The 15315-nt window shown below is 52.9% G+C and carries 14 protein-coding genes; 8 read left to right on the forward strand and 6 right to left on the reverse strand.

The annotated features are described in order from the left end of the window. Nucleotides 1-44 precede the first annotated feature (44 nt). The 3 genes from rpoZ to V7028_RS11030 form a co-directional block, all read right to left on the reverse strand. The gene (rpoZ, locus tag V7028_RS11020) at nucleotides 45-251 is read right to left on the reverse strand and encodes a DNA-directed RNA polymerase subunit omega (RefSeq protein WP_008251793.1); all 207 of its coding nucleotides are present in this window, start codon (nucleotides 249-251) and stop codon (nucleotides 45-47) included. A 9-nt stretch (nucleotides 252-260) separates the two neighbouring features. Beyond that, entirely contained in the window at nucleotides 261-908 is a 648-nt protein-coding gene (gene gmk / locus V7028_RS11025) for a guanylate kinase (RefSeq protein WP_334120132.1), read from the reverse strand. A gap of 111 nt (nucleotides 909-1019) precedes the next feature. Beyond that, nucleotides 1020-1949: a YicC/YloC family endoribonuclease gene (locus tag V7028_RS11030; RefSeq protein WP_334120133.1), complete on the reverse strand. Its 930-nt coding sequence runs from the start codon at nucleotides 1947-1949 to the stop codon at nucleotides 1020-1022. Between the two features lie 71 nt (nucleotides 1950-2020). Here V7028_RS11030 and dinB point away from each other — a divergent pair, with 71 nt between their 5' ends. Genes dinB through hemW form a run of 4 tightly spaced genes read left to right on the forward strand, consistent with a single transcriptional unit; the run spans nucleotide 2021 to nucleotide 5943 of the window. Continuing rightward, on the forward strand, nucleotides 2021-3199 hold the full coding sequence (gene dinB, locus V7028_RS11035) for a DNA polymerase IV (protein ID WP_334120162.1): 1179 nt from the start codon (nucleotides 2021-2023) through the stop codon (nucleotides 3197-3199). Between the two features lie 38 nt (nucleotides 3200-3237). After that, the gene (gene rph / locus V7028_RS11040) at nucleotides 3238-3969 is read left to right on the forward strand and encodes a ribonuclease PH (protein WP_334120134.1); all 732 of its coding nucleotides are present in this window, start codon (nucleotides 3238-3240) and stop codon (nucleotides 3967-3969) included. Nucleotides 3970-3993: 24 nt separating this feature from the next. Continuing rightward, complete coding sequence (gene rdgB, locus V7028_RS11045; protein WP_334120135.1) at nucleotides 3994-4623, forward strand: RdgB/HAM1 family non-canonical purine NTP pyrophosphatase; 630 nt, start codon at nucleotides 3994-3996, stop codon at nucleotides 4621-4623. Between the two features lie 33 nt (nucleotides 4624-4656). After that, nucleotides 4657-5943 (forward strand): radical SAM family heme chaperone HemW, encoded by a 1287-nt coding sequence (gene hemW / locus V7028_RS11050; RefSeq protein WP_334120136.1) that lies wholly within the window; start codon nucleotides 4657-4659, stop codon nucleotides 5941-5943. 15 nt (nucleotides 5944-5958) lie between these two features. Here the strand turns inward: hemW and V7028_RS11055 are convergent, their stop codons facing one another. Next, nucleotides 5959-6483: a hypothetical protein gene (locus tag V7028_RS11055; RefSeq protein WP_334120137.1), complete on the reverse strand. Its 525-nt coding sequence runs from the start codon at nucleotides 6481-6483 to the stop codon at nucleotides 5959-5961. Between the two features lie 123 nt (nucleotides 6484-6606). On the opposite strand from V7028_RS11055, the gene clpB reads away from it, so the two are divergent. Further along, nucleotides 6607-9195, forward strand: coding sequence for an ATP-dependent chaperone ClpB (clpB, locus tag V7028_RS11060; RefSeq protein ID WP_334120138.1), 2589 nt, complete (start codon nucleotides 6607-6609; stop codon nucleotides 9193-9195). Between the two features lie 64 nt (nucleotides 9196-9259). Here the strand turns inward: clpB and V7028_RS11065 are convergent, their stop codons facing one another. Beyond that, entirely contained in the window at nucleotides 9260-10138 is an 879-nt protein-coding gene (locus tag V7028_RS11065; RefSeq protein ID WP_334120139.1) for a metal-dependent hydrolase, read from the reverse strand. Between the two features lie 124 nt (nucleotides 10139-10262). Between V7028_RS11065 and V7028_RS11070 the strand changes: the two genes are divergently transcribed. The 3 genes from V7028_RS11070 to aceA all read left to right on the forward strand — a co-directional run bounded on the left by V7028_RS11070 (nucleotide 10263) and on the right by aceA (nucleotide 13447). Next, the gene (locus V7028_RS11070) at nucleotides 10263-11267 is read left to right on the forward strand and encodes a helix-turn-helix domain-containing protein (RefSeq protein WP_334120140.1); all 1005 of its coding nucleotides are present in this window, start codon (nucleotides 10263-10265) and stop codon (nucleotides 11265-11267) included. Between the two features lie 82 nt (nucleotides 11268-11349). Continuing rightward, nucleotides 11350-11841: a ribonuclease E activity regulator RraA gene (rraA, locus tag V7028_RS11075; protein WP_334120141.1), complete on the forward strand. Its 492-nt coding sequence runs from the start codon at nucleotides 11350-11352 to the stop codon at nucleotides 11839-11841. A gap of 289 nt (nucleotides 11842-12130) precedes the next feature. Continuing rightward, nucleotides 12131-13447, forward strand: a complete 1317-nt coding sequence (gene aceA, locus V7028_RS11080) for an isocitrate lyase (RefSeq protein WP_334120142.1) — start codon at nucleotides 12131-12133, stop codon at nucleotides 13445-13447. 193 nt (nucleotides 13448-13640) lie between these two features. Here aceA and V7028_RS11085 read toward each other — a convergent pair whose 3' ends face one another. Next, on the reverse strand, nucleotides 13641-15263 hold the full coding sequence (locus V7028_RS11085) for a methyl-accepting chemotaxis protein (protein WP_334120143.1): 1623 nt from the start codon (nucleotides 15261-15263) through the stop codon (nucleotides 13641-13643). Nucleotides 15264-15315: the final 52 nt, after the last annotated feature.

Raw genomic sequence — 15315 nt, forward strand, 5'->3', positions numbered from 1 at the left:
CCGTGTACCGGTCTCGGGCTTTTTGAAAAGCAATGCAGCCCGGTTTAGATGGGCACGCGTTTCAGCATTTCGATTCCAATTTCACCCGCTGCAATTTCACGCAGGGCAGTTACGGTTGGTTTGTCTTTGTCAGACTTTACCTTTGGAGTGTGGCCTTGGGCCAGCATGCGGGCGCGGTAAGTGGCGCACAGGGCCATGTCGAAACGGTTCGGGATCTTTTTCAAGCAATCTTCAACGGTGATGCGGGCCATCTGGTGTCCTTACAGTCCAATACTTTTGAGTTGCGCCCCGTGGCGCGCCATTTGCTGATTGAAACGGCAACGGGATGCGAAGACGATCGATTTCAGCTCCAAAAGAGCCTGTGTGAAATCATCGTTAAGGATAACATAATCAAAGCGCCTCGCCTGCTCGATCTCGAGTTGTGCGGCACCCATTCGCTTCAAAATCACTTCTTCACTGTCTGTACCGCGCCCACGCAGCCGTTTTTCGAGTTCTTCCATGCTGGGCGGCAAAATAAAAATGGAAACCACGTGGTCAACCTTGCGCACCACCTGTTCCGCGCCTTGCCAGTCAATTTCCAGCAATACATCCCTGTCTATTGCCATTTGGCCTTCGACCCAGGATTTGGAGGTGCCGTAATAATTGCCATGCACATGGGCCCATTCCAGAAAACCGTCCTGATCACGCAGGGCTTCAAACTCTGGCTGGGAAATGAAGTGGTAGTCCTTTCCATCCACTTCGCCAGTTCGGGCTTTGCGTGTGGTGTTGGAAATTGACAGCCCGACGCCTTGTACTTCGGCGAGCAAGGCCTTGACCAAAGACGATTTCCCCGCACCCGAGGGTGCGCTGACGATGAACAGGCTGCCGGAATAGTGGGGCGCGTGCTGGGGTTGTTCAAGTTTGCTCATGCAGCTGGGGCGAAGTTCGTGGCGAATGTGTGATTTTAAGCCAAAAGCATTGTTGGGCCAATCCGGCAGAACCGGGATGCCAAATCATTGCTTGTACCAATCTAGCGTACTTCACTCAATATTTTGAATTTGCTCGCGGAACTGCTCAACCAGCACTTTCAGGTCAATGCTGGCTTGCGTTTGGGCAATGGCGTGGGCTTTGCTGCCCAGCGTGTTCGCTTCACGATTCAATTCCTGGGTTACAAAATCAAGCCGCTTGCCGATTACGCCACCTTTTTTCAAAATTCGGCGTACCTCGGTAAAGTGGGTTTGCAGGCGCTCTACTTCCTCTTTCACGTCAATGCGCACGCTGTGCAGGGCCACTTCGTGTTTAATGCGCTCTTCCAGGTCTCCCACGGTCAGGTGGCTGGCTTTGTCAGAAATAATTTTGTCGAAGGCCTCGGTCATGCGTTCCCGAATTTTGCCCTCGTAGTGGGCCAAAAACTGGGGCAGCATGGGCAGCAGGCTGTTCACAATCGCTTCCATTCCGTCTACTTTTTCCAGCAGCACGGCCGCAAGGCCTGCACCTTCACGTTCGCGGCTTCGCTTCAAGGCATCAATCGCTTGGTCGCAAAGTTTGGCGATGGTTTCCTGTAGTTCTTCACCGCTCAGGCTGTTGTCTTCCACCACGCCGGGCCAGTTCAGTACCTCGGTTATGCGAAAGCCGTTGGCCTTGGGCAAGGCGCTTTGAATACTGGCTTCCAGGGCTGCAAGTTGTTTCACCTGTTCAAGGTCCACTTTCGGAATGCGTTTTTCACCTTCCGCCCGGCCCCATGAAATTCGACATTCCACTTTGCCCCGGCTCAGGGCATTCATCAGCTTTTCACGAATCAGCGGTTCTACATTCCGAATGTCGTCGGCCATACGAAAGTTCAAGTCCAGAAAACGGGAATTGACGCTGCGCAGTTCCATGCTCAAGGTGCCTGCCCGGGTGGTGCTTTGGGCGTTGGCAAAGCCTGTCATGCTGTGTACTGTGGCGGTGTTTTTGCTGTCCTTGCTCATTTGCGGCCTGTGCGTGTGTGTCGGTGGTGCATGGATTGTAAACTCTGGGCTGGAGCTTGTTTTCTGTGGGGGTGTGTTTGGCGGGTCGAATCATTGCCCATTTGGACATGGACGCCTTCTACGCCAATGCCGAATTGGTGCGCAACCCGGCCCTGCGGGGTTTGCCGGTGGCCGTGGGTGGCCGCCGTGGCATGCAGCCCTTGCCGGGGCAGCAGTTCCCCACCTTGGCACAATACGAAGGGCGCGGTGTGCTGACCACCGCCAATTACGAGGCCCGCGCACTGGGCTTGCATTCAGCCATGCCCACCATGAAAGCGGCCAGGTTGGCACCCCACGCCATTTTATTGCCTGCCGATTTTGACTGGTATAAAACCTTATCCCGACAATTCAAGGCTGCCGTGCTGGAACTGGCGCCCAATGTGGAAGACCGTGGAATCGACGAGATTTACATTGACCTGAGCGACGAAACAGGCGGTGATTTCGATGCCGCCATCGCGCTGGCCGCACGGCTTAGAACAGCGGTAACTCAAGCCACCGGAGGCATGACCTGTTCGGTGGGTTTGTCGGAAAACAAGCTGACTTCCAAAATTGCTTCCGATCTGAAAAAGCCCAATGGGCTAAGCGTGGTGCGGCCTGCTCAGTTTCAGGAAATAATCTGGCCGCTGTCTGTGGGCAAAATCAACGGCGTGGGGCCCAAAGCGCAGGAAAAACTCAAGACCATGGGTGTGAACACAATCGCCGAACTGGCGGCCCAGCCGATGGAATTACTGTGTGAGCGATTTGGCGAAGGATACGGGCTTTGGATGCACGAAAGCGCCCACGGAATTGATCGCCGGGAAGTAAGTCTGTATTCCGAGCCCAAAAGCATTAGCCGCGAAACCACGTTTGAGAACGACATGCATGTGCGAAGGCAGCGCGACAAATTAACCCAGGTGTTGCTTCATTTGGCCGACAAGTTGTCGCAAGACCTGGCCCGCAAGCAACGCCTGGCCAAAACAATCGGCGTGAAAGTGCGTTTTGCCGATTTCAAATCGCTGACCCGCGATGTGACCACCGGCGAAACAGTGGCCACGGTAGCGGATATTTTGCAGGCCGCGCGAGCCTGCCTGAAGAAAATTCCTTTTGAGGAAAAAGGCCCGCATTCAACCATTCGCCTGCTGGGCATTCGGGCCAGCCATTTGGTTACTCCGGCAGATGCAGCGCTTAAAGGGCCGGCCCAATTGTTTCTCGACCTGGAAGATGCGCCATAATGCGTGCACGATAAACGGATACGCACTGGAGAATTTGAATGAACACCACCACAGCCCGCCCCGATGGACGAAGCCCCCACGCCCTGCGCGAAATCAGCCTGGAGCGCAATTACACCAAGCATGCCGAGGGTGCTGTGATGGTTCGGTTTGGCGACACCCATGTGCTGTGCACCTGCAGTGTTGAAGACAAAGTACCCGGCTTTTTGAAAGGCCAGAACCAGGGTTGGCTGACTGCCGAGTACGGCATGTTGCCCCGTTCCACCCATTCCCGAATGGACCGCGAAGCCGCGCGTGGGAAGCAAAGCGGCCGGACGCAGGAAATTCAGCGTTTGATTGGCCGTGCATTGCGTGCAGCGGTTGATTTGAACAAACTGGGCGAGCGCACCCTGAAAATTGATTGCGATGTGATTCAGGCCGACGGCGGCACACGCACGGCGTCCATTACCGGTGCAATGGTGGCCGTGGCCGATGCAATTGGCAAACTGTTGGCCAGCGGTGCCTTGGCTGAAAACCCGATCAAGCAGTTTGTTGCTGCGGTTTCAGTAGGCGTGGTGAATGGTCAGGTGGTGCTCGATTTGAATTACGACGAAGACTCCACCTGCGAAACCGACCTGAATGTGGTGATGACCGAGAAAGGCGGTTTTGTGGAAGTGCAGGGCACTGCTGAAGGCGACGCCTTTAGCCGCGATGAATTGAACGGCATGCTGGATTCCGCAGCAGCTGGCATCACTGAGCTGGTTCGTTTGCAGAAAGCGGCGTTACGGGCATAAGGAAAAAAGTTGGGAAATAAGGCAATGGCATCGAACAACGAATGGGTACTGGCCAGCGGCAACAAGGACAAGCTGCGTGAATTTCAAGACCTGTTTGCCCCTTGGGGTGTGAACTGGGTGGCCCAGGGTGAACTGGGCGTGCCCGATGCCGAGGAACCCTTTCACACTTTTGTCGAGAACGCGCTGGCCAAGGCCCGCCACGCCAGCCGACTGACTGGCTGCCCCGCGCTGGCCGACGATTCCGGTTTGTGCGTGCCGGCCATTTCCGGTGCGCCGGGTGTGTTGTCTGCCCGCTATGCCACCTTGTTTGGGCAAGAAAAAAGTGATGCCAACAACAATGCCTGTCTGGTTGAGCAACTCAAGGGCATTGAGGACCGCCGCGCCTATTTCGTGTGCGCCATGGTGTGGGTGGCCCATGCCGACGACCCAACACCCACGATTGCCCAGAAAATGTGGTGGGGTGAGGTGATTGACACCCCGCAAGGTGAACGCGGCTTTGGCTACGACCCGCACTTTTGGTTGCCTGAACACCAATGCACCGCCGCGCGAATGCCCAAGGAATTGAAAAATACATTCAGCCACCGGGCACAGGCTACACAGGCCTTGCTGCTGGAATTACAGCTGCGCTTGGGTTTGAAGAAGGCAGGCACTTAAGTGGAACAGGGCAGCGGCGATAAGCCTTCTTTCATGGCAACATCGGCCGGTAACTTGGCGGGCCGTGTATTCATGCCCAGTGAATTGCAGTTTGCCGCCATGCCGCCGCTGGCACTTTACATTCACCTGCCTTGGTGCGTGCGCAAGTGCCCGTATTGCGACTTCAACAGCCATTTGGCCCCTGAAAGCAAGCTGCGTGAAGTGGGCGTGCCAGTGGTATCCAATACAAGCCAAGCCGTCACTGGTGAACAGGGGTTTGCAGAATCTTTACCCCTTGACCTGCAACGCCGCTACCTGAATGCCTTGGTCGCTGATCTTGACCAGCAACTGCCCAAAATTTGGGGCCGCAAACTGTATTCAATTTTTATTGGCGGTGGCACGCCTTCCCTGTTCGCCCCTGAATTGATTGATGAATTGCTGGGCGCAGTGCGTGCCCGCCTGGGCATGCCGCAAAGCGGTGAAATTACGATGGAAGCCAACCCGGGCACCTTCGAGCAAGCGCGGTTTGAAGGGTTTCGCAAAGCAGGTGTTAATCGCTTGTCGATTGGCGTACAAAGTTTCTCGGACTCTCACTTGAAAGCCCTGGGCAGGGTGCACAACAGTGGGCAGGCGGTGGCCGCCGTGCGAAGTGCCGTGGCTTTGTTTGATGAAGTGAATATTGATTTGATGTACGCCTTGCCCCATCAAAACGTGGAGCAGGCACTGGCCGATGTGGCGCAGGCCGTGGCGCTAAACAGCACCCACCTGAGCCTGTACCAGCTCACGATGGAACCCAACACCCTGTTTGCAGCCAAGCCACCCCCTTTGCCCGATGACGACACCTTGATCGACATTGAAGAGGCCGTTCACAAGGCTGCAAAGGCGGTGGGCTTTGAACAGTATGAAATTTCAGCCTTTGCCAAACCAGGGCATCGCTGCCAGCACAACCTGAACTACTGGGGATTTGGTGATTACTTGGGCATTGGTGCGGGCGCGCACGCAAAAATAAGTTACCCCAACCGCATTGAACGAGAAACCCGTCACCGCAACCCCATAGCCTACATGGAGGCTATGGAAAGTGCGGCGCAGCCCCTGGAGGTGCGCACCCTGACAGTGAAAGACCTGCCATTTGAGTTCATGCTGAACGCCTTGCGCTTAAGCGACGGTGTACCCGAAAGCTGGTTTATCGAGCGTTGCGGCAGGCCGTTAAGCGACTTGCAAAAACCACTGAAACAGGCGTTGGCGAAGGGTTTGATTGAAACTCAGCCCGGCCTGTTTAAGCCCACCGGGTTGGGTTTTCGTTTTCTGAATGACCTTCAGGAAATGTTTCTGACCAGCTAGGTGGGTCAGGTTGACTCAGTTCAAGTGGCGTGTTTCCGGTCGTTCAATAATGCTGGGCACAATTTTGAAATGCAGCCCCCAATCGGCTTGCACACAGGTTTTAATCAGCAAATCTGCAAAGCCGTGCTGCAATTGCTCGGCCATGCGCATCTCGAACCCCTTGCCGCTGCCAGCCACCAGTTTTAATACCAGGTCCGTGTTGTGCGCTTCACCGCTTGGGCGAAGTTCAATTTGAGTAATCAGCAGTGGGTCTGCGCCCAGCGGCGTGGTGGTGTTTTTGTCTTGAAACGGGCTTTTGAAATCCGCAGAATACAGCGACACTTCCCGGCTCATTTCCAGTAGTGCCTTGCGGCCCGCATCGTTCAAGGGGCGGTCGCTGGCCAGCAGTTTTTGCATCATTTCATCCAGACTGGGTATCAACATGCGCACCATGCGGCGCGTCAACCACACCCGCACTTCCTGATTCTCAGCAGAATTGATTCGTATCAGTATGCGATCGTGTTCTGGTGCGTAAGCCACTTGTAACTGTTTGATTTGCATGTTGGCGTGCTTGAAAAATGGTGCGTATCTTTTGTGTTGGCGTTATCTTGAAAATTACACGCTCGCCCACACATACTGTTCATCAGTATTGTGACTCAAAATTGTTAAAAAGGGTTTGCACACATGCGTTTAGATCGACTGACCACCAAGTTTCAGGAAGCTTTGGCCGACGCCCAAAGCCTGGCCGTGGGAAAGGACAACCCCACCGTTGAACCTGCACACGTGTTGTTGGCCATGCTCAAGCAGGGCGAGGGCTCGGTACGCGGCGTGATAGGCAAGGCTGGCGGCAACCCGCAGGTGTTGATTAAAGGCGTTGAGGCCGAGGTGAACAACTTGCCGCAGGTGGCCAACAACGCCGGGCAAATCCAGATTGGCAGCAAGTTGCAAGCGGCCTTGAACCTGACTGACAAGGAAGCCCAGAAGCGTGGTGACCAGTTCATTGCCAGTGAACTTTTTTTGCTGGCCTGTTTGCAAGACAGCACGGGTTTGGCCAAAGTGATGAAAGAAGCGGGCTTGAATGCCCAATCCCTGAACACCGCCATTGAGCAGGTGCGCGGGGGTGTGGCTGTTGACAGTGCCGAAGGCGAAAGTCAGCGCGAGGCCTTGAAAAAATACACCATTGATTTAACCGAGCGCGCACGCATGGGCAAGCTTGATCCTGTCATTGGTCGCGACGATGAAATTCGCCGAGCCATTCAAATTTTGCAGCGCAGAACCAAGAACAACCCGGTGTTGATTGGCGAGCCTGGTGTGGGTAAAACCGCCATTGTGGAAGGTTTGGCCCAGCGCATTGTGAATGGCGAAGTACCCGATACGCTAAAAAACAAGCGTGTGTTGGTATTGGACATGGCACTGTTGCTGGCTGGTGCCAAGTACCGCGGTGAATTCGAAGAACGCCTTAAAGCCGTGTTGAAAGACGTGGCCGCCGATGAGGGGCAAACCATTGTGTTCATCGATGAAATTCACACCATGGTGGGTGCAGGCAAAGCCGAGGGCGCGATTGATGCCGGCAATATGTTGAAGCCTGCACTGGCCCGTGGTGAATTGCATTGCATTGGTGCCACCACGCTGGATGAATACCGCAAGTACATTGAAAAAGACGCGGCACTTGAGCGTCGCTTCCAGAAGGTGTTGGTGGGCGAGCCCAGTGTTGAAAGCACCATCGCCATTTTGCGCGGCTTGCAAGAACGCTATGAGTTGCACCACGGCGTGGACATTACCGACCCAGCGATTGTGGCCGCTGCAGAGTTAAGTCACCGTTACATCACCGACCGCTTCTTGCCCGACAAGGCCATTGACCTGATCGACGAGGCTGCCGCCCGGATCAAAATGGAAATTGACTCCAAGCCTGAGGAAATGGACAAGCTGGATCGTCGGATCATTCAGCTGAAAATTGAACGCGAGGCTGTGAAGCGCGAGCAGGACGACGCTTCCAAGAAGCGCCTCGCCCTGATCGAAGAGGAAATTGTTCGCCTTGAACGTGAGTATGCAGATCTCGACGAAATCTGGAAATCAGAGAAGGCGGCTGTGCAGGGCAGCGCTGCCATCAAGGAAGAGATTGATCACATTCGTGCTGAAATTGAACAATGGAAGCGCAAAGGCGACTGGCAAAAAGTGTCTGAACTTCAGTACGGTAAATTGCCTGATCTGGAGAAAAAGCTGAACGATGTTAAAGACAACGAGGGTGCTGAGAAGAAACCCAACAGGCTATTGCGCACGCAGGTGGGCACCGAGGAAATTGCAGAGGTGGTTAGCCGTGCAACGGGGATTCCGGTCAGCAAAATGTTGCAAGGCGAGCGTGACAAATTGCTGCAAATGGAAGCCGCGCTGCATATGCGTGTAGTGGGTCAAGACGAAGCCGTTACTTTGGTTGCCGATGCCATTCGCCGTTCGCGGGCTGGCCTTTCTGATCCCAACAAGCCTTTGGGTTCATTTCTGTTTTTGGGTCCAACGGGTGTGGGCAAAACGGAATTGTGCAAGGCCTTGGCGGGTTTCCTGTTTGATTCGGAAGACCATTTGATTCGCATCGACATGAGTGAGTTCATGGAAAAGCACACCGTGAGCCGCTTGGTGGGGGCGCCCCCAGGCTATGTGGGTTACGACGAGGGCGGTTATTTGACCGAAGCTGTGCGCCGCAAACCCTACAGCGTGATTTTGCTGGACGAGGTGGAAAAGGCCCACCCCGATGTGTTCAATGTGCTGTTGCAGGTGCTTGACGATGGTCGCTTGACTGATGGGCAGGGCCGCACCGTGGATTTCAAAAATACAGTGATTGTGATGACATCGAACCTGGGTTCGCATGAAATTCAGCGTTTGGCTGGGCAGGATACTGAGGTGATCAAAGCCGCTGTGATGGAAGAGGTCAAACTTCACTTCCGCCCGGAATTCATTAATCGGGTGGATGAGTTGGTCGTGTTTCATGCATTGGACAATGCGCACATCGCGAACATTGCCCGTATTCAACTGCAGCGTTTGCAGCAGCGACTGGTTAGCCGCGACATGCGATTGGAGGTCACTGAGGCGGCTCTGCTTGAAATCGTGAAGGCAGGGTTTGATCCACTGTATGGTGCACGCCCCTTGAAGCGGGCCATTCAGCAAATCATTGAGAACCCGGTGTCGAGGATGATTCTTGAAGGCAAGTTTGGGCCGAGTGATGTGGTGCCGGTGGACTTCAAGGATGGTGAGTTTACCTTCGAGCGGGTGGTGCACTGAACTTCGCTTGTCGAAGTCGCTTAACTCCGCGCCTAATCCATCCCCGACAGGGAACGGCGAGCCTTCAATGCGCCGCGGCGTACATCGCCTCGCCCGCCTCAACAGGGTTGCCGGTTTTGTTAAATACCTCAAGCCACACCCCGTAGTTGTGCACTGTAGGGTCTTGCCAGGGGTGAAAGCCTGGCTTGAAGTAATTCAACAACTTCGGTAGCAGGCTGCTGTACAAGCCCTTCGGGCCTAGCAACCACACCAAGCCTTTCGAATACATTTTGAATCGGGTCCAGCCTTTAAAGCCATCGCTGCCCAAAATAATCCAGGTAAATACCAGCGTGTGCAAGGTGAAGTTGAACATGGCATGCGCCATGGCCAAGTTGCGTTTGAAGTAGCCTACTTTGGCCACCTTCTGCAACACGTCAAATGCCACGGCCTTGTGTTCCATTTCCTCAACGGCATGCCAGGCCAGCATGGCACGCACGCGGTGGTCCGCGCCGGCCATCACTTCTTTTCTGGAAAAAAACATCTCGGCCATCATCGCAGTGAAGTGTTCCAGTGCCGCTGTCATGGCCAGGTTGTACTCGGGTGAAAGCACCTTCAAACGGTGGTTCATGATCTTCGTGATCACGTGCAACAGTTTGTTCACCGGCACGCCTTGTTGTTTCAGGCGCTGGTTGTAATCGGTGTGCACCTTGCCGTGCTGGCCTTCCTGAAATGAAAAATCTTTTACCGCTTGAAGCAGTTCAGGATCACTGATTTTGTCTTTGAAGTTGCGCACGCTCGAAATGAAGTAACGTTCCCCATCCGGAAAACTCATTTGCACGCCATCGATCACCCGGGTCTTGAACGCATCACCATTCATCCAGTACTTTGGAATGTCTTCATCCATGATGCCGAAATCCAGGTCTTTGCGAACCACAATGTCTTCTTTGTACGATGTTGTTGTCATTGTTGCCTCCTGCTGCCTTGTGTGAATAAAGATTACCGAATCACCACATCACACGATATGATTTGAAATGACAAAAAAGGAAGAATTCACGACAACGTGAAAAAAACTGATCGCAGGAGACCGGGTGGAAACCATCAACTTTCAAATGCTTGCCAGCTTGGCGAATGCTGCGCGGCGTTGCGACATTGACCTGAACAGTGTGATGCAGGAACTGAAACTTGAGATTGACATGAGCGGCGACCCGCGAAGAAGAATGTCCTTGCCCTGTTTTAATTCACTGTTCAAGGCGGTGGATTCGCGCCAGCCCAGCCACCACTTTCCGCTGGTGTTTGGCGATTCATTCAACTTCGATGGATTGCCGGAGCTGGCCACTTTTGTGACCAGTGCGTCCACGCCGCAGGAAGCCATGCGTGTTCTGGATTGGTCGCCCAAATTGCTGCATCCCAATTTGCATTTCAAAACGGTGCATCTTGGGCATGAGCTGGGGCTGGAGGTCATGGTTCCAGACCCCAGTGATACGCACAAAGACTTGCCGGGTTTTGTGGAGGCCACCATGTCAGCGGTGTTGAAATTTATCCGCTTGCTAAGTCCGCACGAGCAATTGATCAAGCGCATTGAGTTCAAGCATCCACTTTTAACCGACATGGCGGAGTATCAGTTTTTATTGAAAACCACGGTACTTTTTGAGCAGGCACACAACCGTTTGATCGTGGATTCCTCCGCACTTGACTTGCCATTGCCCGGTGGAATTCCTTCGGCGCATCACAAGGCGCAGGCGGTAATCCTGAACCGATTGCTGCCGGATGTGGAAGAACAAACCCTTGAAAAACAGGTTCGTCGTCTGTTGAAATCCAGGCTTAGCTTGTTGGGTGAGCCGATGGATGTGATCAGTGAACTGTTGAAGGTTCATCCACGAACCCTGCAGCGTCGATTGAAAAATGAGGGGAAGTCTTATGTGGATCTGTTAAGCAGCGTGCGCCATGAATTGGCCTGTGAAATGCTGCGGGGTTCGGTCATGGATATTGAAACCATTGCAGCAAATCTGGGGTACTCCGATCGCCGTAGTTTCACCAGCGCCTTCATGAAATGGCAGGGTGTTTCACCCAGAGAATTCAGAAATCAGCATTGAATCTGGTCAACCATGTTTGGCGCCTGCATTTCATGTTTAAATTTTGACTGCTGATTGATTCACTTAATTCCTGGAGCTTCCCATGACCCCCACCACCGACCTTTGCGATGCCAACGAAGACAAAATTGCTGCAGGCACTTTGCGTGTTGTTGAGCCCATGTTTCAAAGCTGGGGCATGAAAAGCAGTTTCATGGGGCAGGCGCACACCTTGAAAGTATTTGAAGACAATTCACTGGTGCGCAGCGCACTTGAAAAAGACGGACAGGGCAAGGTGCTTGTTGTGGATGGTGGTGGCAGCATGCGTTGCGCCTTGGTTGGTGGCAACTTGGGCATGCTGGCAGAGGAAAACAACTGGGCGGGCATTGTGGTGTATAGCTGTGTGCGCGACACGCTGGAATTGGATGAATGCGATGTGGGTATTCGTGCATTGGGTACTCACCCGATGAAAAGCCAGAAGCGCGGTACTGGCCACGAGAACATTGAAGTTGCCCTGAGCTTTACCACTGTGCGACCTGGCAACTGGGTGTATGTCGATGAGGATGGGGTGCTGATTTCAGACAGCAAACTGGACTAAGAATAAATGTGCACCTGCACGGTTTAGAGTGCACCCTCTTTTTCATTTAGAGAAAATGTATTTCACATCATGATTAAAGTAATTTAAGTTATTGATTTAAAAGGATACGAAAAAAAGTCTTGTATAAGATATAACTCTTGTTGCTCTGCGAAATGATCTGTAAGATACGGTTCATCACCTGATCGATGCCACTTGCCTTAGTGATACCCGCGAAAAACCCGCGAAGCCCACCGCAAGCAGCCCATCAAGCGAACCGTTTTCTTTTTCTATCGCCTTTGAGGACATCACAATGAAATCTTTTGACCAACAGGTTCAGGAACTTAACAAAGATTGGGAAACCAACCCACGCTGGAAGCTGGTAAAGCGCGGCTACAAAGCTGAAGACGTGGTACGCCTGCGTGGTTCACTGCAGCCAGAGTACACACTGGCCAAGCGCGGTGCTGAAAAGCTGTGGGAAAAAGTAAATGGCACAGCCAAGAAAGGCTACGTAAACGCCTTTGGCGCGATCACTGCTGGCCAGGCCATGCAGCAAGCCAAAGCCGGTCTGGAAGCGGTTTACCTGTCAGGCTGGCAAGTAGCTGCCGACGGCAACAGCTCTGAAACAATGTACCCCGACCAGTCACTGTACGCATACGATTCAGTGCCAAAAATGGTTCGCCGCATCAACAACACATTCCAGCGCGCTGACGAAATTCAGTGGAAGAACATTTGCGACGGCAAAATGAAAGCCGCTGACGCAATCGATTACTTCCTGCCCATCGTTGCTGACGGTGAAGCTGGTTTCGGTGGTGTTCTGAACGCCTACGAACTGATGAAGAACATGATTGCCGCTGGTGCAGCTGGTGTTCACTTCGAAGACCAATTGGCCGCTGTGAAGAAGTGTGGTCACATGGGCGGCAAGGTTCTGGTTCCAACCGCTGAAGCCATTCAAAAGCTGATTTCTGCACGTTTGGCTGCCGACGTTATGGGCGTTCCTTCAATCGTTCTGGCCCGTACCGACGCTGAAGCCGCGAACCTGCTGACCTCTGATTTCGATGCAAACGACAAACCATTCCTGACTGGCGAGCGCACTCCTGAAGGTTTCTATCGCGTGAAGAACGGTTTGGAACAAGCCATCAGCCGCGGTATCGCCTATGCACCTTATGCTGATCTGGTATGGTGTGAAACAGGCACGCCCGACATCGGTTTTGCCCGCGAATTCGCGCAGGCCGTTCTGGAAAAGAACCCAGGCAAGCTGTTGAGCTACAACTGCTCACCATCGTTTAACTGGAAGAAAAACCTGAACGACAGCCAGATTGCTTCTTTCCAGGAAGACCTGTCAGCCTTGGGTTACAAGTACCAGTTCATCACATTGGCTGGTATTCACGTGAACTGGTACAACACATTCAAGTTCGCCAACGCATATGCACAAGGCGAAGGCATGAAGCATTATGTAAATATGGTTCAAGAACCTGAGTTCGCAGCACGCGAACAGGGTTATACTTTCGTATCTCACCAGCAAGAGGTAGGTGCAGGTTACTTTGATGATGTAACCACAGTAATTCAAGGTGGCGCATCTTCAGTAACAGCCTTGACAGGCTCTACAGAAGAAGAACAGTTCCACTGATTTGCTGGTTGAATTGAATTTGTCGGCAATCTTGGCAGTCTCCCACCCCAAGAGGGGTGGATAGGTTGACCGACTGAGGGGGGAGAGGAGACAAGCTCAAAAAACCAAATCAAGAGCATTTTTCCCCTTGCTGGGCCTTTACAAAAGGCCCAACAGCAAGTGCTGAAGCCCGGTGAGAAACTTACCGGGCTTTTTATTTGAATGTACTGATCGCATGCATCAGCACATTTGAAACAGAATGAAGTTGCTGTGCCACCTGCGTGTTGTTTTGTGCGGCCTGCGTGTTCTCTTCGGTCATTCTTGCAACCCTTTCCACGTTCTGGCTGATTTGAATGCTGACCTGAGACTGTTCTTTCATGGACACCGCAATGGTTGAAATCGCTTCCGACACCCGTTCCGAATGGTTCTTGATGTCCAGTATTGTTGCGTTCACTTGGTGCGCTTGGTTTAAACCAGCCTGGACCAGTTTCACTGAATTTCCCATGCTGCCCACTGCACCCTGAGTCATGCGTTGAATGTCGTAGATCATTTCCGATATCCGGTGTGTGGCGGTTTTGGTTTGTTCCGCAAGTTTTCGAACCTCGTCAGCCACTACCGCAAATCCACGGCCCTGCTCTCCGGCTCGGGCGGCTTCAATCGCAGCATTCAAGGCCAGCAAATTGGTGTGCTCGGCAATTTCCGTGATCGTCGAAATAATTTCGGATATGTCGCTGGACCGGGCTTCCAGTGTTTGAACCGTCGAGGCACTTTCATCGACCGAGTGCGCGATCCGTTCAATGCCGCTTACCACCTGTTTCAATGTGGCAATACCACTTTCAGCTGCATGTCTGGCTGTGTGAGCAGTGCCGCTGGCCTGCGATGTATTTTCTGAAATATGGGAAATGCTGACGGTGAGTTCTTCTACCGCAGCAGCCATGGTAGATGTGGCTTCGGCTTGCGCGTCACTGGCCTTGGCCATGGCGTGAGAAAGGCTGGACACCTGGTTTGAGTTGCCGTCCAGTTCCTGGGCCGATTGACGAATGCCGTTGATCAACACCCGCAAATTGGTTTGCGCTTTCGACAATTCGAGTAGAAGAATATCTATCTCGTCATGACCTCGTGTTTGAATGGTGCGACCAAGTTGACCATTGGCCAATTCACGAATGTGCTGGTTGGCTGTAGCGAGTTTTGTTCTCAGCAACTTGCTTAATCGAAGCGTGATCAACATACCTGTCAGAATGGATAGCATCACAACAGTGCCCACCGCCCAAAGCGAGTTGATGTATGTTTGAACGGACTGATCGGTTCGTTTCTTGAGCATGGTTTTTTCCGCCAGCTCAACTTGGTCCAGCAAAGCCTGCATTTTGTCCATGATGGGTTTGCCAGACATTGCCGAGAAAATGTTCAGAAAATCCGCTTGGTCAATTTCGCCGTTGTCCAGGCTTTGACGCAGCTTGATGGTTTCATCAATTGAAAAAGTCAGCCAGGGTGCATACAACGTTTGCAGTTCATCAACCCACGCAAATGTTTCAGCTGATCCAGCCATGCGTTCGGAAAGGTAGTCAATTTCTCCCTGATAACGTTTTTTGCCGAATTGGTAAGTCGACAAATAAGAATCCTGCCCGGTCAGCAAATAGCCCCGCTGGCCAGATTCGATAAACACCAGGCTTTCCCGAATCGTGCTGACATGCTGCAATGTTTTAAAACTGTCGGTGTTGTTCAGTCCGCTAACCTGAATGCGTTGCATGTTCCACAAACCCAGACCGCCCCCCACGGCGGCACAAGCGATCAACATGGCAAAGCCCAGCAACATTTTTGATTGTATGGTTTGAAGCATCGAAATTCCTGCATGACAAAGGTTGAAATTTTGTCAATTATCAGCAGTTCGA

The sequence above is a fragment of the Limnobacter sp. genome (assembly GCF_036846585.1).
Lineage (GTDB): Bacteria > Pseudomonadota > Gammaproteobacteria > Burkholderiales > Burkholderiaceae_B > Limnobacter.